This is a genomic window from Photobacterium profundum, assembly GCF_003026285.1.
Lineage (GTDB): Bacteria > Pseudomonadota > Gammaproteobacteria > Enterobacterales > Vibrionaceae > Photobacterium > Photobacterium profundum.
On sequence record NZ_PYOD01000029.1, the window covers coordinates 1 to 21,771 of the forward strand.

Annotated in this window: 19 protein-coding genes; 16 read left to right on the top strand and 3 right to left on the bottom strand. The window is 40.4% G+C overall.

The genetic code is table 11. The features are described 5' to 3' along the window. From C9J48_RS27015 to C9J48_RS27090, 16 genes are all read left to right on the top strand, one after another. A partial coding sequence (locus C9J48_RS27015) for an oxidoreductase (protein WP_107281299.1) occupies positions 1-596 on the top strand: 596 nt, incomplete at its 5' end. 193 nt (positions 597-789) lie between these two features. Next, positions 790-2,295: a hypothetical protein gene (locus C9J48_RS27020; protein ID WP_131541648.1), complete on the top strand. Its 1,506-nt coding sequence runs from the start codon at positions 790-792 to the stop codon at positions 2,293-2,295. 64 nt (positions 2,296-2,359) lie between these two features. After that, positions 2,360-3,487, top strand: a complete 1,128-nt coding sequence (locus C9J48_RS27025; RefSeq protein ID WP_131541649.1) for an MATE family efflux transporter — start codon at positions 2,360-2,362, stop codon at positions 3,485-3,487. Continuing rightward, on the top strand, positions 3,480-4,688 hold the full coding sequence (locus C9J48_RS27030; RefSeq protein ID WP_081450123.1) for an O-antigen polymerase: 1,209 nt from the start codon (positions 3,480-3,482) through the stop codon (positions 4,686-4,688). The genes C9J48_RS27025 and C9J48_RS27030 overlap by 8 nt, the downstream gene beginning before the upstream one ends. Positions 4,689-4,996: 308 nt before the next feature. After that, a complete protein-coding gene (locus C9J48_RS27035) occupies positions 4,997-6,268 on the top strand; it encodes a glycosyltransferase (RefSeq protein WP_006232882.1) in 1,272 nt (423 codons plus the stop codon). Then, positions 6,265-7,371: a GDP-mannose 4,6-dehydratase gene (gmd, locus tag C9J48_RS27040; RefSeq protein WP_006232883.1), complete on the top strand. Its 1,107-nt coding sequence runs from the start codon at positions 6,265-6,267 to the stop codon at positions 7,369-7,371. The genes C9J48_RS27035 and gmd overlap by 4 nt, the downstream gene beginning before the upstream one ends. A 5-nt stretch (positions 7,372-7,376) precedes the next feature. Then, positions 7,377-8,348, top strand: coding sequence for a GDP-L-fucose synthase (fcl, locus tag C9J48_RS27045; RefSeq protein WP_278044556.1), 972 nt, complete (start codon positions 7,377-7,379; stop codon positions 8,346-8,348). A 30-nt stretch (positions 8,349-8,378) separates the two neighbouring features. Next, the gene (locus C9J48_RS27050; protein WP_006232885.1) at positions 8,379-8,846 is read left to right on the top strand and encodes a GDP-mannose mannosyl hydrolase; all 468 of its coding nucleotides are present in this window, start codon (positions 8,379-8,381) and stop codon (positions 8,844-8,846) included. A 3-nt stretch (positions 8,847-8,849) separates the two neighbouring features. Then, the gene (locus tag C9J48_RS27055) at positions 8,850-10,256 is read left to right on the top strand and encodes a mannose-1-phosphate guanylyltransferase/mannose-6-phosphate isomerase (protein ID WP_006232886.1); all 1,407 of its coding nucleotides are present in this window, start codon (positions 8,850-8,852) and stop codon (positions 10,254-10,256) included. Between the two features lie 5 nt (positions 10,257-10,261). Continuing rightward, positions 10,262-11,635 (top strand): phosphomannomutase CpsG, encoded by a 1,374-nt coding sequence (cpsG, locus tag C9J48_RS27060; protein ID WP_006232887.1) that lies wholly within the window; start codon positions 10,262-10,264, stop codon positions 11,633-11,635. A 33-nt stretch (positions 11,636-11,668) separates the two neighbouring features. Then, the gene (locus C9J48_RS27065) at positions 11,669-12,436 is read left to right on the top strand and encodes a glycosyltransferase family 2 protein (protein WP_006232888.1); all 768 of its coding nucleotides are present in this window, start codon (positions 11,669-11,671) and stop codon (positions 12,434-12,436) included. Further along, positions 12,433-13,353: an NAD-dependent epimerase/dehydratase family protein gene (locus C9J48_RS27070; protein ID WP_006232889.1), complete on the top strand. Its 921-nt coding sequence runs from the start codon at positions 12,433-12,435 to the stop codon at positions 13,351-13,353. The genes C9J48_RS27065 and C9J48_RS27070 overlap by 4 nt, the downstream gene beginning before the upstream one ends. Next, positions 13,350-13,904: a sugar transferase gene (locus C9J48_RS27075; protein WP_006232890.1), complete on the top strand. Its 555-nt coding sequence runs from the start codon at positions 13,350-13,352 to the stop codon at positions 13,902-13,904. The genes C9J48_RS27070 and C9J48_RS27075 overlap by 4 nt, the downstream gene beginning before the upstream one ends. Before the next feature lie 390 nt (positions 13,905-14,294). Then, complete coding sequence (locus C9J48_RS27080; protein WP_006232891.1) at positions 14,295-16,235, top strand: nucleoside-diphosphate sugar epimerase/dehydratase; 1,941 nt, start codon at positions 14,295-14,297, stop codon at positions 16,233-16,235. Next, a complete protein-coding gene (locus C9J48_RS27085) occupies positions 16,235-16,768 on the top strand; it encodes an elongation factor P hydroxylase (protein ID WP_006232892.1) in 534 nt (177 codons plus the stop codon). Before C9J48_RS27080 ends, C9J48_RS27085 begins: the two co-directional genes overlap by 1 nt. A 51-nt stretch (positions 16,769-16,819) precedes the next feature. Then, the gene (locus C9J48_RS27090; protein WP_006232893.1) at positions 16,820-17,089 is read left to right on the top strand and encodes a YfcL family protein; all 270 of its coding nucleotides are present in this window, start codon (positions 16,820-16,822) and stop codon (positions 17,087-17,089) included. An 888-nt stretch (positions 17,090-17,977) separates the two neighbouring features. Here C9J48_RS27090 and C9J48_RS27100 read toward each other — a convergent pair. From C9J48_RS27100 to C9J48_RS27110, 3 genes are read right to left on the bottom strand one after another with little or no spacing between them, the layout of a single operon-like run. Continuing rightward, positions 17,978-20,161, bottom strand: coding sequence for a YjbH domain-containing protein (locus C9J48_RS27100; protein ID WP_006232895.1), 2,184 nt, complete (start codon positions 20,159-20,161; stop codon positions 17,978-17,980). Beyond that, the gene (locus C9J48_RS27105; RefSeq protein WP_006232896.1) at positions 20,161-21,030 is read right to left on the bottom strand and encodes a capsule biosynthesis GfcC family protein; all 870 of its coding nucleotides are present in this window, start codon (positions 21,028-21,030) and stop codon (positions 20,161-20,163) included. Before C9J48_RS27105 ends, C9J48_RS27100 begins: the two co-directional genes overlap by 1 nt. Before the next feature lie 12 nt (positions 21,031-21,042). Beyond that, complete coding sequence (locus C9J48_RS27110; protein WP_006232897.1) at positions 21,043-21,747, bottom strand: YjbF family lipoprotein; 705 nt, start codon at positions 21,745-21,747, stop codon at positions 21,043-21,045. Positions 21,748-21,771 lie beyond the last annotated feature (24 nt).

Consider the following 21,771-nt stretch of genomic DNA (forward strand, 5'->3'; position numbering starts at 1 on the left):
CGCTATCATTGGTACCATTGGATGTGACGAATGAAGCGGAGGTTAAGGCCTTTTTTGCTACGCAAGTGGGTATTACCGGTGCCGTCAACAGTACGTACCCACGAAATAGCACCTATGGTGCTCATTTCTTTGATGTCTCGTTGCAGAGCTTTAATGAAAACCTTGCCTTACACCTTGGTAGCGCATTTTTATTTACACAGCAATGTGCTGCTTATTTTCAAGATAAGCTGGAGCCATTTTCGTTAGTCAATATCTCATCTATTTATGGGGTTGTTGCGCCAAAATTTGACATTTATGACAATACGCCGATGACCATGCCTGTTGAATATGCCGCGGTTAAGTCTGCCATCTTGCATCTCAATAAATATGCTGCCGCTTACGTGAACGATAGTCGTTTTCGTATTAACTGTGTAAGCCCTGGTGGGATTTTTGACCATCAGCCAGACGCTTTTCTAGATGCTTATAAAGGTAACACCCATGGTGCAGGAATGCTGGATGTTGATGAGATCATTGGTTCAATAATGTTTTTATTATCAGAACAGTCAAAATTCGTCACTGGTCAAAATATTATTGTTGATGATGGGTTTAGTTTATAAATGAATTGGATTTTTAGTTAAGAATCTAAACTGTGAATTATAAGTGTTAGCTGTCGAAATTAATTTTCCAATGTAACCGGTCAATCTTATTTTAGATGATTGTTTTTATTTGAAATTATTAGAGTGAATGATGAACTTAATTAGAAATAAAATAAAAAAAATCTTTAAACAACTGCTTCCCTATAGTATTTCAATGGAAGAATTGAAATTTATAGATAAGAATAGAACGAAATGGACTAATACAAATAATGACATTGGAATATTGATTGAAGGTTTTGTTGATTCACCAACATCAGTCGTTGAAAAAGCCCGATTAGCAAAAGCTGCAGAAGAAGTTTTAAAACTGAAGAGCATAGTAATGACGAGGTCTTTATATAATTCTTCAAGTAATGTAAAAGCCGTATATGAGTCGTTTTGTATAAATAAATCTTTGAATTATTGGCAAGGCTATTTAAACCCTTTAATTATAGCTAAGGCTATCAATGTAACTTTTCATATATTTAAAAATATAAAAAAAGGGGATGATCTAGTTGGTTTTAAATTAAATGATATCATTATTGGTGACTTGATTTACGATACATTAATTCGATTTATACCCAATACATATACTGTTGATAACATAGAATTTAAAAAGCATTTTAGATTGATATTTAGAGCTGCTTTTACATTTCATATGAATGATAAAATACTTGAAAAATATAACATTCAAGTAGTTGTTACAAGTCATAATGTTTACGCTGAATATGGTCTTTTGTGTAGACAGGCACATAAAAATGGAGCACTGATTTTATTAAAAGATATGGATGTTTATAAATGTTATGATAAAAATAAAAATGTAAATCAACACTTTTTAAAAATAAGTATGCAAGAGTTTAATAAATCTTTGAACGATGACACCATTTATGAAAAGGCAAATGATTATTATCAAAGCAGGCTTGAAGGTGATATAGACCAAGTTGATGTGAAGAATGCTTATAAAGATAAAGTCATTTATAGAAAGGATGATTTAATTCAACCTCAAGAGCAAGATAATAAAAACATATTTGTGATGGCTCATGCTTTTTCTGATGCGCCACATGTTGGAGAAGGGTTACTCTTTAGGGATTACTATGATTGGCTAGTACAAACATTGATTTTTTTAAATAAAGTAGATGGTATTAATTGTTTTGTTAAGTCACATCCAAGCTCATATATGTGGGGGGAGAAAGGAGTGGTTGAAAACATCATCGATAGTTATTCTCTAGAAAATGTAAAAGTTCTACCAGCTAATTTAAATACTAAAAGTATTTATGATCTGGCTGATTGTATAGTTACGGCTAAAGGTACTGCTGGACTAGAATTTAGCTGTGCCGGTATCCCTGCCATTATTGCAGGTAAAGGCTACTATAGTGGTTTTAGAGTTGCAATTGAAAGCGAGAGCGTGGATGATTACTTCATCAATTTATCCAAAACTAATAGTATCCATAAATTAGACGATAATACAAAGCGTAAAGCACGAATTCTTTTATTTAAAACATTTACGAATCTATATCATTCAAAAGTTTTACCGAAAGTTCAAATTAGACCTGGTGATGACTACCATTTATTATACCGAAGTAAATATCAAGAATTATCCGAAAATATTGATAATGGTTTTGAAATGAAAGACGAATTTTATCATATGGTAAAAAAAGAGTTGAAGAATATTAATGAAAAGTAAGTATATTTATATATTAACTGTTTACTTCGTGCAGTTTTTAAATGTGATATTGAACTTACTATTCATGCAGAGACTAAGTACGGAGCAATTAGGTGTACTTAGTCTTGCTAAAGTGTTTCTTCAGTCTGCTGATTATAGCCATTTGGGAACTAGATTTTCACTTGATAGGTTTGTACCTACTTCTGAAAAAGAAAGGTCAATAAATTATGCAATTATAGCTTCACTTGTAAGCTTATTAGTTAGTTTGCTTATAACTTGTTATATATTATATTCTCAAGGGGAAACGTTAATATATTTGTCATTCTTTATATCTGGCGTGATTATTGCCCAATCCAATATATTGAAGGCTTATTACCGTGGGCGTGGTAATACAGTAGTTATGATCGCTGTGCCATTCTACTTTTCAATATTACCAATATTGGCAATATTGTTATTCATATGGATTGACTTCAATTATGAATATTTGGTTTTATATTTTATCCCTTATCTTGTTTTTGGGTTGATGTTTTCAATTAAATATATTAAGAAAACATTTTTGTGGTTGTATAATGGTTGCTTTAATCTTGAAGGAAGTGAACAGTTTTTCTCCGTATCTAAGGTGTTATTAATAAATGCAGTCTGTGTTTTTTTGTACAGTGCATTAGACCGTGTTTTTATTAGTAACTTTCTGGGCGAAAAAATACTTGGTGAGTATTCAGTTGTTATTTTTGCTTTTTCTGCTTTATTGGTTTTGCCATCAATTATTGCTGAGTTGATTTACCCAAAAATTGTACGGGAAACAATTGAAACAGGCAGGGTTATATATATAAAAGAAACTTTATTTATTTTACTGCCTACAGTTATTGCTGTTATATTAGTTAACTTTTCAATGGGGTTCTTCATTGTAAAATATACTCAGTATGAATATTTATTGAGTGAAATACATTTGGTTACTTGGGGGGTGTTACCTTTCTGTTTTACTGCAATACTTTATCATGTTTTAAATGCTTTAGACTTAAGAAAGTACATTGTATTAAGTAATGGCATTGTTTTGATGTTTCTTATCGTTTCGTTAGTAGCTTTTAATTTGTTTGACGTTTATGAAATGTATTATTTTGTTTTGCTAAAGATATCATTGGGTATTGTTTTGCTATTAGCATATTTAATTTCCCTTGTTTTTTCTGATTTTAAAACAGGTGCCGTAAGTGATTAGTTTACTTTATCTTCTTTTAGCTCTAATCCTTTACTTATTATCCCTCCATATAACAAGAAATAATTACCACCCTTTGGGGGTTTCGGTTGCCATTTGGTTTTTTGGAGCAGCTGTTTCATCGTATTCACCATGGTACAACCATCTACAAACCGAGTGGGTATTAATGACTCATATGGTTGTTATTCTTGGTGGGCTTTCACTTTATTTTCCTCTGCTTCTCATTCCTGGGGTTAATAATAAAAAAAATAATGTTAGGGGGGTTGTTTTTACGAAGCTATATCGACTTGTGTTTAATTTAACTTTCTTCCTTGCACTGCTTTCTTTTTTGATTAGATTCAAAGGGCAGTTATTTGAACCCGCATTGTTTTTTTCAGGAGCTAGTGATGCTAAATCATCTGTTGCTGGTTCGGTTCCATTTTTGAATTATTTCGAACTGTTGTTACCATTTATATCTATAGCTGCTGTTTTTGAATTATTTAAAAATAAATATCTAACTAAGAAGAGACAGTGTTTATTGTTCACTGTTATTTTCTTTTCTATTGTTATCTATTCTATTATTTACACTGTCTCTAGAGGGGGGCTTTTAATATTTATTCTTGGTGTTTTTTATCTATATTTAGCTGTTTATAAAGTAGGGTTCTTTAAAGTTATATCATTTGGAGTGTTTGTACTTTTAGGTTTGTCTATATTTACATTTATGAGGATAAATAGTGCAAGCGCAGTTGTAACACATTTTGGTGAAGGTTTAGGTGTCATATTTAGCCCATTCTATACTTATATAGCAATGTGTTATGAAAATCTAAATAAACTAGTAATAAGCAACGGGGATATGTCTTTATTTTGGGGGGCGTTAAAAGCTTTTTTATGGCCGTTGTATAAGTCTGAATATAATGTAAATGTGATGGGGTTAGAATATTACGACACTTCATTTTTCAATGCGAGAACTTTTTTATATCCATTTTATCAGGATTTGGGGGTTTTTGGTGTTGTTCTATATTCCTTTTTAATAGGAATTATAGTGCAAGCTCTATATCGTGTTTCATTGTATGACCAAAGGTGGTTGTTGTTATTAGCGTTTATGCAAAAAGCTTTAGTGTTTACTTTTTTTGGTAACTACTTTTTCTCTGAAACAGTTATTATTTTCCCATATGTATTTGCTCTTGTTTTGCTTCTTTCTTTACGGTTAAGTGATGAATGTTGATTCGTTATATGATTTTTAGCTGTTATGATGTTAATCATTTCCATAATGAAAATATAGTTCCTTTTTGTGATGTAAGTGCTTGTTTTAAATGACATCAACATCAGCTTCTGGGTGGTTAGGCTTGGTGAGTGATAATGGATGTATATTTAAACTTAATGACATAAATGGTCAATAAGTGATGAGTTTTCCAATGTTACTTATAATGTTGAATGTGCAGATCTGGATCTGGAGTTTTTAATCAAGTTGGTATGTTTGAATAACGAGGTCGCGATATATTCTTTATCGTTGTAACTTTAAAGTTGGTACATATGAAATTAAATTTAATATCTTTTTCTGATATAAGAGGTGGCGCAGCAATAGCTGCGTATAAGCATTATAAAATTTTAAATGACTCATTTGCAGTCAAGTATATAGTGGCGGAAAAGCGAACGTTAGAACCAGATATAGTTGGCCCTAGTAAATGTTCTTACTTTAGTCATTTAGTGTTAAGAGTCGTATCTTTTATTTTTCTAAAACTTCAACGTTCAGAAAATACAGCTAAGCATTCTTTGAATATGTTTAGTTCAAAGCATGTTATTAATTCTATCGATGATGATGCAGATATTGTACATTTTCATTGGATTAATAATGATACTATTTCGTTAGAACAGTTAAATTTACTACTTGATGACAATAGAATTTTTATCTTTTCACTTCATGATGATTGGCTTTTCTGTGGAGCTGAGCATTATAGCTTAGTATCGAACAGATTCATTTCTGGATATTCTACACCTAAAAATAAAACGTTGGGTATTGACTTGAATCGTTGGGTTTATAAGCGAAAAGAACGTTTGAAAGCAAAGTTTCGTGAGAGAAATGTAATTTTTACTGCTCCTTCTAAATGGATGGCTAAGCGAGCAGAAAGTAGTAACCTACTAAAAGGCATTGAAGTTAAGTATTTGCCGAATGTTATTGATACAAACATTTTTCGCCCTTATGCAACAGAAGTAAGTCGTTCTTTTTTTTCTATCCCTGAAAACAAGTTTGTTATATGTTTTGGTGCTGTTGGTGGTACTGCAAATCATCTAAAAGGTTACGATCTCTTAGCCCATGCTTTAAATTTACTGCAAGAAGATATTAGAGTAGATATGATACATCTTGTTATTTTTGGTGGAGAGAAAAAAGCAGATAAGAAATTTTTAAATTTTGATGTTACTTACACTGGTCATGTTTCTGATTCAACTGTACTGGCACAAATTTATTCTGCTGCTGACGTTGTTGTTGTTCCTTCCCGTATTGAATCATTCGGCCAAGTTGCTGCGGAAAGTTTATCTTGTGAAACTCCGGTTGTTTGTTTTGATAATTCAGCAGTGGCTGAAATTGTTGATGATGGCATATCAGGATTTACTGCTAAGGCATTTGATGCTCGTGATTTGAAAAATAAAATTGTTAAAATGCTAAACTTGTCTAATTCAGAGAGAACTCTATTAGGACGGAATGGTAGAAAAAAAATTTGTGAGAATTATTCACCAAAAATTGTGTTTCATCATTTGTGTGAAATATATAGAATGTCACGTTTACGAAAAGGTTTTTTAAAATGAAGATAGCATTGATCACTGGTATCACAGGGCAAGATGGCTCTTATCTGGCAGAACTATTATTAGAAAAAGGCTATAAAGTCCATGGCCTTATCCGCCGTGCTTCTTCATTAAATACAGAGCGTGTTGATGCTGTCTGTAATACAAATTCCAATATTCATTTACATTATGGTGATTTGACGGACTCTTCTAACTTAATCCGTCTTGTAAAAGAAATCCAACCAGATGAAGTTTATAACTTAGGCGCGATGTCGCACGTGGCTGTTTCATTTGAATCGCCAGAATACACTGCTGATGTGGATGCGATGGGTACCATCCGTCTGCTGGAAGCTATCCGTATTAATGGTCTAGAAAAAAAGACCCGTTTCTATCAAGCTTCGACGTCAGAGTTGTACGGTGAAGTGCAGGAAATCCCTCAGCGTGAGACCACGCCTTTCCACCCGCGCTCACCGTATGCCGTCGCTAAAATGTATGCCTACTGGATCACGGTGAACTACCGCGAATCGTACGGCATGTACGCGTGTAACGGTATTTTGTTTAATCACGAATCCCCACGCCGTGGCGAAACGTTTGTGACCCGAAAAATCACCCGTACCTTGGCGAACATCTCTCAAGGCTTGGAGTCGTGCTTGGAGCTGGGTAACATGGATGCACTGCGTGACTGGGGTCATGCAAAAGATTACGTGCGTATGCAATGGATGATGCTGCAACAAGACGTGGCAGATGATTTCGTTATCGCCACCGGTAAGCAAATCTCAGTGCGTGAATTTGTCCGTATGTCGGCAAAAGAAGCGGGTATCGAGCTGGCATTTAGCGGCGAAGGTGTTGATGAAATTGCGACAGTTATTGCGGTTGACAGCGAGAAAGTCTCAGGCGTGGCTATCGGCGATGTGATTGTCCGTGTGAACCCTAAGTTCTTCCGTCCGGCAGAAGTTGAAACGCTATTGGGCGACCCAAGCAAAGCCAAAGAAAAACTGGGCTGGGTACCTGAAATTACCGTTGAAGAAATGTGTATTGAAATGGTGCAGTCGGACGTGGCGAAATCCAAGCAGCACGCGTTATTGAAAGCCCACGGTTTTGATGTGTCTATCTCTTTGGAAAACTAAACACTATGTCAGTGAATAAGAAACGTGTTTTTGTCGCCGGGCACCGCGGTATGGTGGGCTCCGCCATTGTGCGCCAGTTATCTGCCCGTGATGACATTGAGCTGGTGACGCGCAACCGCACAGAATTAGACTTGACCAGCCAGCAGGCGGTGAGTGAGTTTTTTGCGACTGAACGTATCGACGAAGTGTATTTGGCGGCGGCAAAGGTGGGAGGCATTCATGCTAACAACACTTACCCTGCAGAATTCATCTTTGAAAACCTGATGATGGAATGCAATATTGTGCATGCTGCGCATCAGAACAATGTGCAAAACCTGCTCTTTTTAGGCTCTTCGTGCATTTACCCGAAATTGGCTGAGCAGCCAATGACGGAGACAGCCCTATTAACGGGCACGTTAGAAGCGACTAATGAGCCGTACGCGATTGCTAAGATTGCAGGCATTAAACTGTGTGAATCGTACAACCGTCAATACGGTCGTAATTACCGCAGTGTGATGCCGACGAACCTGTATGGCATGAACGATAATTTCCACCCGGACAATTCTCACGTTATTCCGGCATTGATGCGCCGCTTCCACGAAGCGAAGCTGAATAATGACAAAGAAGTGGTGGTGTGGGGCACGGGTACCCCGATGCGCGAGTTTTTGTATGTGGATGACATGGCAGCCGCCTCTATCCATGTGATGGAGTTAGACACGCAGACCTACCAAGACAATACTCAGCCGATGCTGTCGCACATCAATGTGGGCACGGGCGTGGATTGTACGATTCGCGAAATGGCTGAAACCATGGCAAAAGTGGTGGGTTTCACGGGCGATGTCGTGTTTGACAGCACTAAGCCTGACGGTGCGCCTCGTAAGCTGATGAACGTGAGTCGCTTAGCGGATTTAGGCTGGCGCTACCAGATTGAACTGGAGCAAGGTTTAGCCACGACTTATCAGTGGTTTTTGGCTAACCAAGCGAACTTTCGCGCTTAAGCGTACACACCAACAAGGATAGGGTGGACTATGACACAGCGCTTAGAGCTGGCGTTATTTAAAACGGTGGTGGCGAGTACCCCGTTGATATCCATTGATTTGATTGTGTGCAATACGCAAGGTCAGGTGCTGCTCGGTCAGCGCCTGAACCGCCCGGCCAAAGGGGACTGGTTTGTCCCCGGCGGGCGGATTTGCAAAGATGAATCGATGTCCGTGGCTTTTTCTCGGTTAGTACAAGAAGAGCTGGGGCTGACGCAGACGATTCAGGACGCCGAGTTTATCGGGCCGTTTGAACACTTCTATTCCGATAACTTTTCCGGTGTCGACTTTTCTACCCATTATGTTGTGTTGGGCTATCGCCTGCAGGTCGATATTGACCTTGATAGCTTGCCTCAAGAGCAACATCATCACTACCGTTGGTTTGAGGTGTCAGAATTATTGGCATCCGATGAGGTGCACGAGCACACCAAGTGGTACTTTATGAACGGAAACCAGTAAATCATGTTATTACCTGTCATTATGGCGGGCGGCTCTGGCAGCCGTTTATGGCCATTATCGCGTACGTTATACCCCAAGCAATTCCTCTCTCTGACCAACAATAGTACGATGCTGCAAGAAACTGTGGCCCGCTTGGAGGGGTTGTCTCATCAGGCGCCTTTCTTCATTTGTAATGAAGAGCACCGCTTTATTGTGGCAGAGCAACTGCGCCAGCAGCAGTTATCACACAGTGGCATTGTCTTGGAGCCCGTGGGACGCAATACCGCCCCGGCAATTGCTCTGGCTGCCCTGCATGCGACAGAAAAAGGTGATGACCCTTTGTTATTGGTCCTAGCTGCTGACCATGTCATTTTAAATCAAGCGGCATTTGTGGATGCGGTGAATGCTGCAGCTCCTCAGGCTAAAGCGGGCAAGCTCGTAACTTTTGGTATTGTGCCTCATGCCCCTGAAACCGGGTATGGGTATATCCGACAGGGTCAGGCGGTGTCAGATACGGCGTATACCGTGGATGCGTTTGTGGAAAAACCGGATGCAGAGACAGCCCAGCAGTATCTAGATAGCGGCGAGTATTATTGGAACAGCGGGATGTTTTTATTTAAAGCCTCTCGGTATTTGCAAGAGCTTGAAGCCCACCGTCCCGATATCTTGACTGCGTGTCAGCAAGCAATGACGGGTGCCCATGGCGATTTGGATTTCATCCGTTTGGACGAAGCGGCTTTTTATGCTTGCCCGGATGACTCGGTAGACTATGCGGTCATGGAAAAAACCCAGGATGCGGTGGTGGTACCGATGGACGCGAACTGGAGTGATGTCGGCTCGTGGTCAGCACTGTGGGAAGTGAACGTAAAAGATACCCAAGGCAATGCGACTCGGGGGGATGTCTTAATGGAAAATACCACCAATAGCTATATTTACTCGCAGAGTAAATTGGTGGCCACCGTTGGGGTAGACAACTTGGTGGTGGTGGAAACCAAAGACGCGGTCTTGATTGCACACAAAGACAAGGTGCAAGATGTAAAAGGGATAGTCAATCAGCTTAAACAAGCCGGCCGTCCTGAATACCTGCAACACCGTGAGGTGTACCGCCCTTGGGGCTCGCATGATGCTATCGCCGATGGTGAACGTTTTCATGTGAAACGTTTGACGGTGAAGCCGGGTGAGAAAACAGCAACCCAAATGCATTATCACCGTGCAGAGCACTGGGTGGTCGTCTCTGGGACAGCAAAAGTACGCAATGGGGATAAGACCTTTTTGGTGGGTGAGAATGCCTCCACCTATATCCCGATTGGAGTGGCGCATTCGATTGAAAACCCAGGCAAGGTACCGTTAGAGTTAATTGAAGTGCGTTCAGGCTCTTACTTGGGCGAAGATGACGTGGTGCGTGTTGAAGATTACGGTGTGGGATATTAAATATAATGACAAATAAGACACTGACGTGCTTTAAAGCTTATGATATTCGTGGGCAGTTAGGTCATGAATTAAATGAAGACATTGCTTATCGAATCGGTCGTGCGTTCGGTGAGCATTTAGCTCCGAAAACCGTTGTCGTCGGAGGGGATGTCCGTCTGACCTCAGAAGCCTTGAAAGCCGCTTTATCTGAGGGTTTGCTGGATGCAGGGGTGGATGTTATCGACATCGGTATGACAGGGACGGAAGAAATCTATTTCGCGACTAAATACTTGGGCGTTGATGGCGGTGTTGAAGTGACAGCCAGCCACAATCCTATGGATTATAACGGCATGAAACTCGTGCGTGAAGATGCGAAGCCTATTAGTGGTGATACAGGGTTAGGTGATATTCAGCGATTAGCAGAAGCGAATGATTTTAATCCGGTTACTCACCGGGGTTCGCTAACCCAGCAATCGAACCTCATGCCGTATGTCGATCATTTGATGACGTACATTACCGCTTCGAATATCAAGCCGATGAAACTGGTGGTGAATTCGGGTAACGGAGCGGCGGGTCATGTGATTGATGAACTCGAACACCGTTTTAACGCATTAGATATTCCTATAGAATTTATCAAGGTGCACCATCAGGCAGACGGAAACTTCCCTAACGGTATCCCTAATCCATTATTGCCGGATTGCCGTTCCGATACTGCGAATGCGGTGATTGAACACCAAGCTGACATGGGCATTGCTTGGGATGGTGACTTTGACCGCTGTTTCTTGTTTGATGAAAACGGGCAGTTCATTGAAGGGTATTATATTGTGGGCTTATTAGCGGAAGCCTTTTTGCAAAAAAATACCGGCGCTAAAATTATTCACGACCCGCGTTTAACTTGGAATACTATTGATGTAGTTACTGCAGCAGGTGGTGAGCCTATCCTATCTAAAACGGGTCATGCTTTTATCAAAGAGCGGATGCGCAAGGAAGATGCGGTATACGGTGGCGAAATGAGTGCCCACCATTACTTCCGTGATTTTGCGTATTGTGATAGCGGGATGATACCCTGGTTATTGGTAGCAGAATTACTGTCAGTTAAAGGCGTGAAGTTATCGGAGATGGTGAAAGCGCGTATAGAAGCTTACCCGTCATCCGGCGAAATCAATTTAAAATTAGCGGATCCACAAGCTGCGATTCAGCGTGTACTTGATATGTATAAAGATGATGCATTGCTCTTTGATGAGACCGATGGGATCAGCTTGGAGTTTGTAGAGTGGCGCTTTAATTTACGCTCGTCGAATACCGAGCCCGTTGTGCGTTTGAACGTGGAGTCTCGTCAAAATATAGTGTTGATGAAGCAAAAAACGCAAGACATCTTGTTAATTCTGAACGATAAATAATACTCCATTTATTAAATGGAAATGTAAGGGCGTATGAAAGTATCAATAATAACGGTTTGTTTTAATTCTGAAAAAACAATTGAAGACACATTAAAATCTGTACAGTCTCAAACATATTCCAATATTGAATATATCGTGGTCGATGGACTGTCAACAGATAGAACCAACGATATTGTTGCACAATATGGAGATGTTGTATCTGTTCATATTTCAGAAAAAGATAGTGGTTTATATGATGCAATGAACAAAGGTATTAAGCATGCTACAGGGGATGTCATTGGTATTTTGAATTCAGATGACGTTTTTGCATCATCATCAAGTGTTGAACAGTTAATGTCTGGGTTTATATCAAGTGATATTGATGCTGTTTATTCTGATCTAGTTTACGTTTCTGAGTTTGATTTAAATAAAATAACACGCTTATATAGCTCGAAAATATTTAAAAAATCCCTTATTCGATTAGGTATCATGCTACCGCATCCTACATTCTATGCGAAACGTGAAGCCTATGTGAAATTTGGTTTTTACAAAACAGACTATCGTGTAGCCGCTGATTTTGAACTTATCACTCGCTTTCTTGCCAATGGCGTAAAAACTTACCGTGTTCCTGAGATATCAGTAAAAATGAGGGAAGGTGGAGTAAGCTCTAGCGGTTTAGCTTGGCGCATTCACCAGAATTTTGAAATTGTTAGAGCTTGTCGAGAAAATGGTATAAGAACGAGTATTTTTCTCGTAATGTTAAAATTACCGTATAAGTTGGCAACGTTATTAACACGATGGTTTGTTAAGGTGCCATCATGACAATTTTGCTTACGGGAGCTACTGGTTTTATTGGTAAAGCGATATATGAGACGAATGAAAATGGCTTTAGATGTGTGGTTAGGAATGCTAGTCAGTATACTTTAAATGATGTATTTAAAGTTGATGGTATTCACTCAACAACTAACTGGAATGCTGCATTTCAAGGAGGCGTTGATTCAGTTATACACTTAGCCGGATTAGCACACAATGCTAGCTATACTGATGAAGAATTTTTTGATGTGAATACAGAAGGGACGATACATCTTGCTTCTGAAGCTGCTAAAGCTGGTGTTAAACGATTTGTTTTTGTTAGCTCTATCGGTGTGAATGGTGCGAATACTTTTGGTAATGCTTTTGATGAAAATGAGACTCCCAAACCACATAATAGTTATGCTGAATCTAAACTTCGAGCTGAACAAGGTTTACAAAAGATAGCCAAAGAAACAGGGTTGGAAGTGGTTATTATTCGACCTACTCTTGTCTATGGTGCTAATGCTCCAGGGAATGTTGGAAGCCTTACCAAATTAATAAAGAAGGTACCCTTTTTGCCTTTTGGATTATGTAAAAATAAACGCAGTTTTGTCTCGGTTACAAATCTCGCAAGTTTTATTTATACATGTGTGATACACCCTAAAGCGGCCGGGGAAACATTTTTGATATCTGATGGAGAGTCTATTTCAACAAAAGCTTTTACTAGCGCAATAGCAAAAGGACTTGGTACTTCATTGGTTCAATTACCTGTACCTATTACCTTAATGAAACTAGCTGCTAAGGTATTGGGTAAATCACATCAAGCAAACCAATTAATCGGTGATTTAGAAGTAGATCCATCAAAAGCGAGCAGATTACTTGGTTGGACTCCACCTGAAACCATGGCACAAGCTATGGATAAATTAAATAAACAGAGATTGTTATGATTCGTTTTTTAGATTTTTCTCTTTCTTTTATTGGTCTGATAGCTACCTTTCCGATTTTACTAATTGTTACTATCATTGGATTGTTTGATACTGGCTCCCCTATATTTATTCAAACTCGTGTTGGTAAGAATAAGAAATCATTTCAGTTGATCAAGTTTCGTACAATGGGCATTAATACAAAATCTGTAGCAAGCCATTTAGCAAATGAAGCTTCAATAACAAAATTAGGAGCTTTTTTAAGAAAAACAAAAATTGATGAACTACCGCAGCTTATCAATGTTCTTAAAGGTGAAATGAGTTTAGTTGGTCCAAGACCTAATTTATTTAATCAAGACGACTTAATCCGAGCAAGGGATAAACTTGGCGTATACAATGTATTACCTGGTGTGACAGGGTTAGCTCAAGTACAAAATATTGATATGTCGACGCCTGAACTGTTAGCTGATATCGATAAAAAAATGATCGAGACTTTGACTATCCCAAGTTACTTTAAATACCTCATTATGACTGTAACAGGTAGCGGTTCTGGTGATGCAGTCAAACCCAAATGATACGCGATTGATTTTTGAGTTAGTAGTGATAAAAGCGACCACGGGTCGCTTTTTTTATGCGTGATATATACTTACCTTTTTTGTTTTGATAAAAGTATGGTTACTTTGTTGCAAAAGATAAGCTTTAATTAACTATGATATTTAATTTAGAAATTAAATATTAGTTATAATGATTGATGGCCATTATAATATGGTTTTCATTTATCAATTGACGTGCTATCTGCTTGTTTTTATTATAATTATTGATGTGGTCACTGACAGTGACTTGCTTTTAGCTACAACAGTGGCTTCAATAAGGGCCCACTGGTTAATAGCGCGCTCTCGATTTAGTTATTGTATAATCGAACTCTCATGCTAATAGGTGTGAAATTGTTAATTGCTTGAGGTTGTATGTCAATTTTAGATACTTTCTTTTCTATCCCACGAGCTTATAAGCGTATTATAAGTGTTTGTATTGATCTTGTTTTTATTCAGATTGCTTTTTGGGGAGCATTTTGGACGCGATTAGGGGCATTTGATGAGCTCTTTAAGTCAGAATATTGGTTTTTTCTGGCATTTCTCTCGGTTGTTACGATTGCTTTTTTTGTTAAAATTGGATTTTATCGGGCAATTTTAAGATATTTAAGTGTTCATGCGATTTTTACGCTTGGATTAGGCGCTATTTCATCCACTATTGCATTCATAATAACGACCTATTTTTATAATATTTGGGTGCCAAGAAGTGTTTCGGTTATCTATTTATGCTATTTGTTTATCCTGACAGGTGGTGCTAGGTTATCTATCCGAATGTTGTTTTCGCAACATTCAATTAGGCGTAAACCGAATGTTGTCATTTATGGTTCTGGTGTTGCGGGAAGACAACTGGTCAATCTGCTGCGTCAAGGTGATGAATTAAACCCTGTAGCTTATGTGGATGATAATCGTAAACTTCATAAACATGTACTCCAAGGATTGACTGTTTATAATCCGAATAAATTACCAAAGCTTGTCAAAAAGTGTGAAATAAAGAAAGTATTATTGGCTATCCCTAGTGCGAGCCGTTCTCAGCGTCGATCGATTGTTGAATCCTTGGTGGATTTGTCTGTTGAAGTACTTTCAATCCCTAACCTCGATGACATTGTGAATGATAATGTCTCAGTTGCTCAACTTCGTGATGTGCCTATTGAAGATTTACTAGGACGAGAGCCTGTTAAGCCAGATAATAATTTGATGACATCAAATATTACAGATAAAGTTGTGATGGTGACAGGTGCTGGCGGATCAATTGGTTCAGAACTTTGTCGCCAAATTATTAAGCTGCAACCTAAAGCATTATTACTTTTTGAGCTTTCAGAGTTTGGTCTGTACAGTATAGATAAAGAGCTAACAGAGTATGCAGCACATAGAGATTTCGACATTGAAATAATACCTCTGCTCGGTTCTGTCCAACGTATTAACCGTTTATCGATTATCATGAAGACATTCAAAGTTGATACGGTTTATCATGCAGCAGCGTACAAGCATGTGCCAATGGTTGAGTATAATGTTGTTGAAGGAGTCCGTAATAATGTTTTCGGTACTTATTATACAGCTTGTGCTGCTATCGAAGCGAGTGTCTCATCATTCGTATTGATTTCAACAGATAAAGCCGTGCGTCCAACAAATGTAATGGGTACAACAAAGCGTATGGCTGAGTTAGGTTTACAGGCATTAGCGGAAAGTGAGGCAAAGAAAGAGTCGGGCACTCGGTTCTGCATGGTTCGATTTGGTAATGTTTTAGGATCTTCCGGTTCTGTTATTCCATTATTTAAACGCCAAATTAAAGAAGGTGGTCCAATAACGATCACGCACCCAGATATTATTCGTTATTTCATGACGATACCTGAAGCTGCGCAACTTGTTATTCAGGCTGGCGCGATGGGGAAGGGCGGAGATGTTTTCGTGTTAGATATGGGGCAACCTGTTAAAATTGTCGATCTCGCTCGAAACCTAGTTAAACTTTCAGGCTTAGATATAAAATCTGAGGATAACCCGTATGGCGATATTGAATTTAAGTTTACGGGGCTGAGGCCTGGTGAAAAATTGTTTGAAGAACTATTGATTGGTGAGAGTGTTGGAAAAACAAGCCATCCACGTATCATGACTGCAAATGAACAATTTCTTTCTCTCGACGATTATGAACAATTGATTCAATCTCTCGATAGTGCCTGTCATGACTTCAACCATGAAGATATTCGTCAAATTTTACTCGATGCACCCACTGGCTTTAACCCGACGGATGGTATTGGGGATGTTGTTTGGAAAAAAAAAAATATTTTGGAGTGTAGAACTGTTGAGAAAAGAGTTGTTTAATGCCTCATAATTACAATACTCTGATCAACATTTTTAATGACACCTTTTTAGAGCGCTTTAACACAGAGCTAGTACTAGGCGGTGATGAACCTCTCTATTTACCCGCAGATGTTGCGAGTGCTCATCACCGTATTATCTTTGCTCGCGGCTTTTTTGCCTCAGCCATGCATGAAATAGCGCATTGGTGTATTGCGGGTCCGCAACGTCGATTGTTAGAAGATTACGGCTACTGGTATGAACCTGATGGTCGAACTGATGCGGTGCAAGCGGAGTTTGAAAACGTAGAAATCAAACCCCAAGCTGTTGAATGGATCTTGTCTGCCAGTTGCGGTTTTCGATTCCAAGTCAGCTGTGATAACTTGAGTGGAGACACAGAGCCAGATAGGGTAGGCTTCACAGTGAAAGTGAGAGAGCAGGTATTACGCTATTTAGAGCAAGGTATGCCCGAGCGAGCGCAGATGTTATCAGACCGTTTACGTGGGTATTATCACGTTGACTTCCTGGCATCGACTCAGTTTCCAATGCCTGCTTAGCGGTCAAGGCCATATTCACGCTTACTAATAATTGATTGAAGAGTAATGAACATGATCCAGCAATATGAAGAAAAGTTATCCTGCTTGATAGACCAAATGGTAGAAACAGCCTCAGATGATGAGCTCTTTGCTGGTGGTTACTTACGAGGTCATATTTCATTATCGGCAGCAGAGTGTGAGCTTAACGGCATCGCATCGATTGATGTGATGAAAGAAGCGGTTGATACCAGCATTGCGCAAGCACAATCGGAATTGACGCCTGCCGATCAACTGATTGTCAAAGCAATGTGGCAGCAGCTTCAGGCGCGTACATCCGTCTAAATAGCCACGAATGGATATAAAAAAACGCTGTAATGACCCTCATCATTACAGCGTTTCTTTTTATCAGTAAGTCTATTTCACTGTCGAGATGAACTTAATTTTTAGCACTCAAATATTTTTGTTTGTAGTCTGATGCTTTGGCAAAGACAAGCGCAGGAAAGACAATTAGCACAAAACCGAGAGCAAAAATAATGGATTCATTCGCTAATAATTCATAGCAGCTCACCACGAAAATGCTGAGTACAGCGAGTAAATTGAATTTATGAATGAAAGGGTGATCCACGGAAAAATGAGCATAAGCCCTAAACATACAACAACCTCTTCTATGTTGAATTGTGAACAACTTTATTATGTATTTAATCAATAATACCGTAATGTCGCCATATCCTAAGCTTTCTTGTAATCATTTTGGAATGAATATCTATTTATTTTCTGTGTTTTATTGTTGATATGACACGGAGGATATGTTTGCCATTATCTTGGCTTTAATTGACTCGGGAAAGGTGTGGCTTGCCAGTTTTTTGACATTACGACGTTATCCATACCGTTTCCTATTATTCATGATGGTTAGGGGCTGAATGGATAATGTTGCGTGAGCAATCTCATGCAACGGTGCTTGTTGTCTCAATTAATAGGATGGCCTGGCTTTATTGTCCTCAGCCATGACATGCTTTCTAACACCTTTATTTATCTCTTTTTTTGTTTGGCGATTGGCGGTGATTAATAGCATCAGCTATTTGCACCACTTTATCGCCGGAGCTTTAAATGAACCTTTTTGAACGATCATAAACGGCTATTTGATTCGCCTAGAATGTAATAAGAAACGGCTCGACGATTATTCATCGTCGAGCCGTTTTGCGTTTAAGCACTCAGACTTCATGAATACGCTTAGTTCATGGCTTTTCGTTCATACCATGGGCTACGTGCATCGGTCACGCCGTACAGATTGTACTTACGGTTCAGCATCTGCCCCCCATCACGGCTCAATGGTAACCATGAAATTGTCGCACGGTTGGTGCTCGGTTTCACGGTCATCACATCAAACGGGATTGAGATATAAAAGCCTTTGTTGTAGCTGCCTTCGCCATATTCTTCTGCGGTTAAATCAGTCAATGCGACAAACGCACCGGCAATCACGCCACTGTCAAACTGCTTCGAGAAATCAACCGTGACGCCTCTATCTTCGGTCAGGTACTGACCTGCACTGACTTTGAGTAAGGTATTTGGTAACCATTCCCATTGTGGCTGGTAGTAGGCAGTTAAGTGGCCGGTCATCGCACCAGTTTGCACGCGGTAGTCACGACCGGTCAATGGATCGTATTGCACTTCTTCTGTGAAGAAACCCAATTGTGAATCAGGATCGCGCTGGATCACATAGTTGGCATCTAAGCCGATGGCCCAGTTGCTGCCTTGTGGACGGTAGAGCACTTCACTACCGACACCACCAAACATCATTTCCAGGTAACCCCCGTAGGCTTGGCCGTACCAGTTGTCACCCATGCGATCCATCCAGGTCAGCTGGAGATTATCCATTCGTACTGGGTTATCGTTGATGTACTGGCGCACTAAAGTACGGACACGTTTCAAGTCAGTACCATCGGGCGGCACTTCGTACAAGAACTTGTCATAGTTATCATACAGGTTGAAGTACAGTGAGCCGCCGACTTCAACATGATCGCCGAACCAGTAATTGGCGCCCGCATTGATACCAATGTTGAACATATAGAAGTCTTCAGAACCACCAATCGACTGCTGCAGTGTTGGTGATAGGCTGAAGTCCCAGTTTTTATCTGACTTGGCAACCAACGTGCCTTGTGGGGCGTCAGGAATATCCACGGTGGCGCTGTCTTCCACCTTGGCACCAAAATACTCGTATTGGGCGATTTTGGCGTACTGCTCGCTGTCGATACGGGTTTCGGTGATCGCCTGATGGTTGGAGGTCTCAATAAGACGGTATTCTTTGGCTTCGGGCGATTGGTTGGCAATCACCGTAGCGGCACGCTTATGGGCTTCATCACGGTCGCGGTATTTGGTTTGCGGTGCAACGACAGTGACCGTATCGTCCGTGGTATAAATCGTCGGATCTTCATAACCGGCAATCTGGTGCAAATCTTGAGCAAGTTGCTGCCAATCGGCATCGCTTAAGTTCTCTTGAACACTTGTATCACGATGTAAATAAGCCGGTAATGGTTCATCCTGCCAGATGGCTTTCAGATCGTTAAAGTTAGTATTAAGCGTAAAGCCAAAGGTCCACGTATTGCCGCGCTCATAGCTTAAGCGTGCATCGCCCCAATGACCGAACCGATATAGCACGCCATAGTTAAATTTGCTGTCTTGGGTCATATCAACGCCGCCGCGGGTCACCGGGAAGTCGCTGACATAATCATTGCCGTCATACTCGGCTTTTAAGCGAAGAGGCGCCCAAGGACTTTGGTATTCTACCCCGCCGAAGACGGCACTACAGCCCGTGAACCAGCGGTCAAAGTCGACACTACCGCCTTTGCCTTTAAAGCTGGTGTCTCGGCCACAGTCAATGCTATTGGCTTTATCGCCAGACAGGTTACCGCTATTACCCATATAGCCCCAGCCCACACCAACGGTGAAATCAAACGGACCTACATGTTTACTGGCAGCAATAAACTCGCCATCAAACAATCCGGTTCCCCCAAAATCACGCACGCCAATAGCTGTTTCGGGTAGCCAATAGCTTTCTTTTAGCAGACGAATTTTAAAATCGATGCCTTTATCGGTGTATTTGGTGTCACCACTGAAACTGGGATCGTTGCTATAAAATAGATCTTGAACCAAGGTGTAGCGAATGGTGGATTCTAACCAGGGTAATAATTGAAGCGATGCACTATAATGCATATATTCATCATTATACGTAGCGCCAATGCTAAACTCGCCTTCTTGGGCTGAACGGCCTGACGGCATTTGGATTAAACCCACGCCGCCGAAATCTGACTGTGAAGGGGTTAATACTGGGTAGCTGTAGTCGTCGGCTTGCACATGTAAAATTGGCAACATGGCCAATGTAAGGGCAGAGAGTGATGTTTTTAAGACAGTATGCATTACAGAGCTCGATTCCTTAGCAGATTAATAATATCCTCATTCAGCGTTTCAAACCCATCGGGTAATGAAGAAAAGCCTAAGTACACAATCGCCCCAGGGGCAATATCGTGATGATCGCGATTCCAATACGCGGTAGGGTGTTGTTCTACAGTACCATCTGGCTGGATCACCCATGCGTCACTTTTATTGGCATTGCTGAGCGGTTTGCTTTGCTTCAGGTAAGCTTCTGCGTCAAGCCGAGTTTGCCACTTTGTCCATACGGGCTTTTCGAGAGCACCCAGCACTAAAATTCGTTCAGGGCGTGGTGGCAGAATAAGCGTGAGATTCTGTGTGATGAGGGTGTTCGACTGCTTATTTAAACGCACATTGTCATAATCCAATGACGTAAAAATACGCTCACCCGTCATGAGTTGTGCGAGTTGCTGGCTTAAATTCAGTACGGCTTGTTGCTGCTCGCTTTGCCAATGTGTCGCTAATTGGTTGAGTTGGGCGACAACCACGTGTTGTTGCGGGTGAGGGAAAGCGTGAAAGAGCGCGGCGCCTGTCCAATAAATACGAGAGTCTGTCTTAACATCATTGGCTAAGAAAGCCGGAAAATGCGTCAAGCTATCCGATAAGACTTGTTTCATCCGCACAGGTGTTGAATAACTCAGCTGCAGTTGACGTTCACGCTGTGATGATGGGGTCACCTTAATGACAAAAGGCTGAGTGTCTGTCGATGTTAGCGTGTCTGGTTTTGAAGTAGTCGGCGTTGATGTATTAGCTGCCTGCGCATAAGTCACAGAGCAAAAAGTAAACAGCGCGAGTGTCAGTAGACCTCGCGATTGAGAATGCAATAAAAAGCGAAATAATGATAAAAGCAAGGTCATGATCGTCCGTGTTTATGAATAAGGCTTCAATAAAGTCATGTTAATGACAGGTAAGCCGGGTGCCAATGTTTGCTGGCTTTTAAGCACCTTCCCTGTTTTTCCATCGATCCAAAATTGATTTTGGTAATGGGTGTCGAGTGCGTCAATGGTGACGGATTCAATAAAATGCCACGTTTCAATGGGGCGTTCATTGATCATAATGACGGCATTGTCTTGGCGTAAAAACCTTGAGGTTAATTGGTAACCAAAATGATAACCGGGTTGCCAATCGATGGTGCGTTGCCAATACATAGGGGTACTTGCGCGTTGGAGTCCTAGAGTTAGTGGGTCAGGTTGGGAGCTATAAGTATCAATCAAATTACCCTGAGGTAAGTTCATACTTTTTATTAATCGTCCACTTTCAGTGACCAGCATGCCTTTGTCGGATGATACCCATTTTAGTTGTGTTCTTGTGTTTGGGCTTTCCGGTGTTAATGACAAAGCCGATTCGGCTAAGGCCAATACCATAAAGGCTTGTGGACCATCATCGACTTGCGCATAAAGGCTAGCGTAAGGCAAGCGCTCTACGTCATCACTGGCGAGTTCGGTATCGTCATCTCCAAAAAGGGCAACTGATAACGTATCGTTAACATCATTGAATTTTTGGCTACAGCCGGTAATACCTGCAGACAGTAAAAGTGTCAGTGTTAAAAGGGTAAAACGTTGAAATATCCGCATCCGAGCTGCTTATGTCCAAAGTGG

Bases quoted from the DNA above. Each gene is read 5' to 3' on its own strand.
- C9J48_RS27020 (WP_131541648.1), top strand. From the start codon at position 790: ATGGAAGAATTGAAATTTATAGATAAGAATAGAACGAAATGGACTAAT.
- C9J48_RS27025 (WP_131541649.1), top strand. From the start codon at position 2,360: ATGCAGAGACTAAGTACGGAGCAATTAGGTGTACTTAGTCTTGCTAAA.
- C9J48_RS27035 (WP_006232882.1), top strand. From the start codon at position 4,997: ATGAAATTAAATTTAATATCTTTTTCTGATATAAGAGGTGGCGCAGCA.
- gmd (WP_006232883.1), top strand. From the start codon at position 6,265: ATGAAGATAGCATTGATCACTGGTATCACAGGGCAAGATGGCTCTTAT.
- fcl (WP_278044556.1), top strand. From the start codon at position 7,377: ATGTCAGTGAATAAGAAACGTGTTTTTGTCGCCGGGCACCGCGGTATG.
- C9J48_RS27050 (WP_006232885.1), top strand. From the start codon at position 8,379: ATGACACAGCGCTTAGAGCTGGCGTTATTTAAAACGGTGGTGGCGAGT.
- C9J48_RS27055 (WP_006232886.1), top strand. From the start codon at position 8,850: ATGTTATTACCTGTCATTATGGCGGGCGGCTCTGGCAGCCGTTTATGG.
- cpsG (WP_006232887.1), top strand. From the start codon at position 10,262: ATGACAAATAAGACACTGACGTGCTTTAAAGCTTATGATATTCGTGGG.
- C9J48_RS27065 (WP_006232888.1), top strand. From the start codon at position 11,669: ATGAAAGTATCAATAATAACGGTTTGTTTTAATTCTGAAAAAACAATT.
- C9J48_RS27070 (WP_006232889.1), top strand. From the start codon at position 12,433: ATGACAATTTTGCTTACGGGAGCTACTGGTTTTATTGGTAAAGCGATA.
- C9J48_RS27075 (WP_006232890.1), top strand. From the start codon at position 13,350: ATGATTCGTTTTTTAGATTTTTCTCTTTCTTTTATTGGTCTGATAGCT.
- C9J48_RS27080 (WP_006232891.1), top strand. From the start codon at position 14,295: ATGTCAATTTTAGATACTTTCTTTTCTATCCCACGAGCTTATAAGCGT.
- C9J48_RS27085 (WP_006232892.1), top strand. From the start codon at position 16,235: ATGCCTCATAATTACAATACTCTGATCAACATTTTTAATGACACCTTT.
- C9J48_RS27090 (WP_006232893.1), top strand. From the start codon at position 16,820: ATGATCCAGCAATATGAAGAAAAGTTATCCTGCTTGATAGACCAAATG.
- C9J48_RS27100 (WP_006232895.1), bottom strand. From the start codon at position 20,161: ATGCATACTGTCTTAAAAACATCACTCTCTGCCCTTACATTGGCCATG.
- C9J48_RS27105 (WP_006232896.1), bottom strand. From the start codon at position 21,030: ATGACCTTGCTTTTATCATTATTTCGCTTTTTATTGCATTCTCAATCG.
- C9J48_RS27110 (WP_006232897.1), bottom strand. From the start codon at position 21,747: ATGCGGATATTTCAACGTTTTACCCTTTTAACACTGACACTTTTACTG.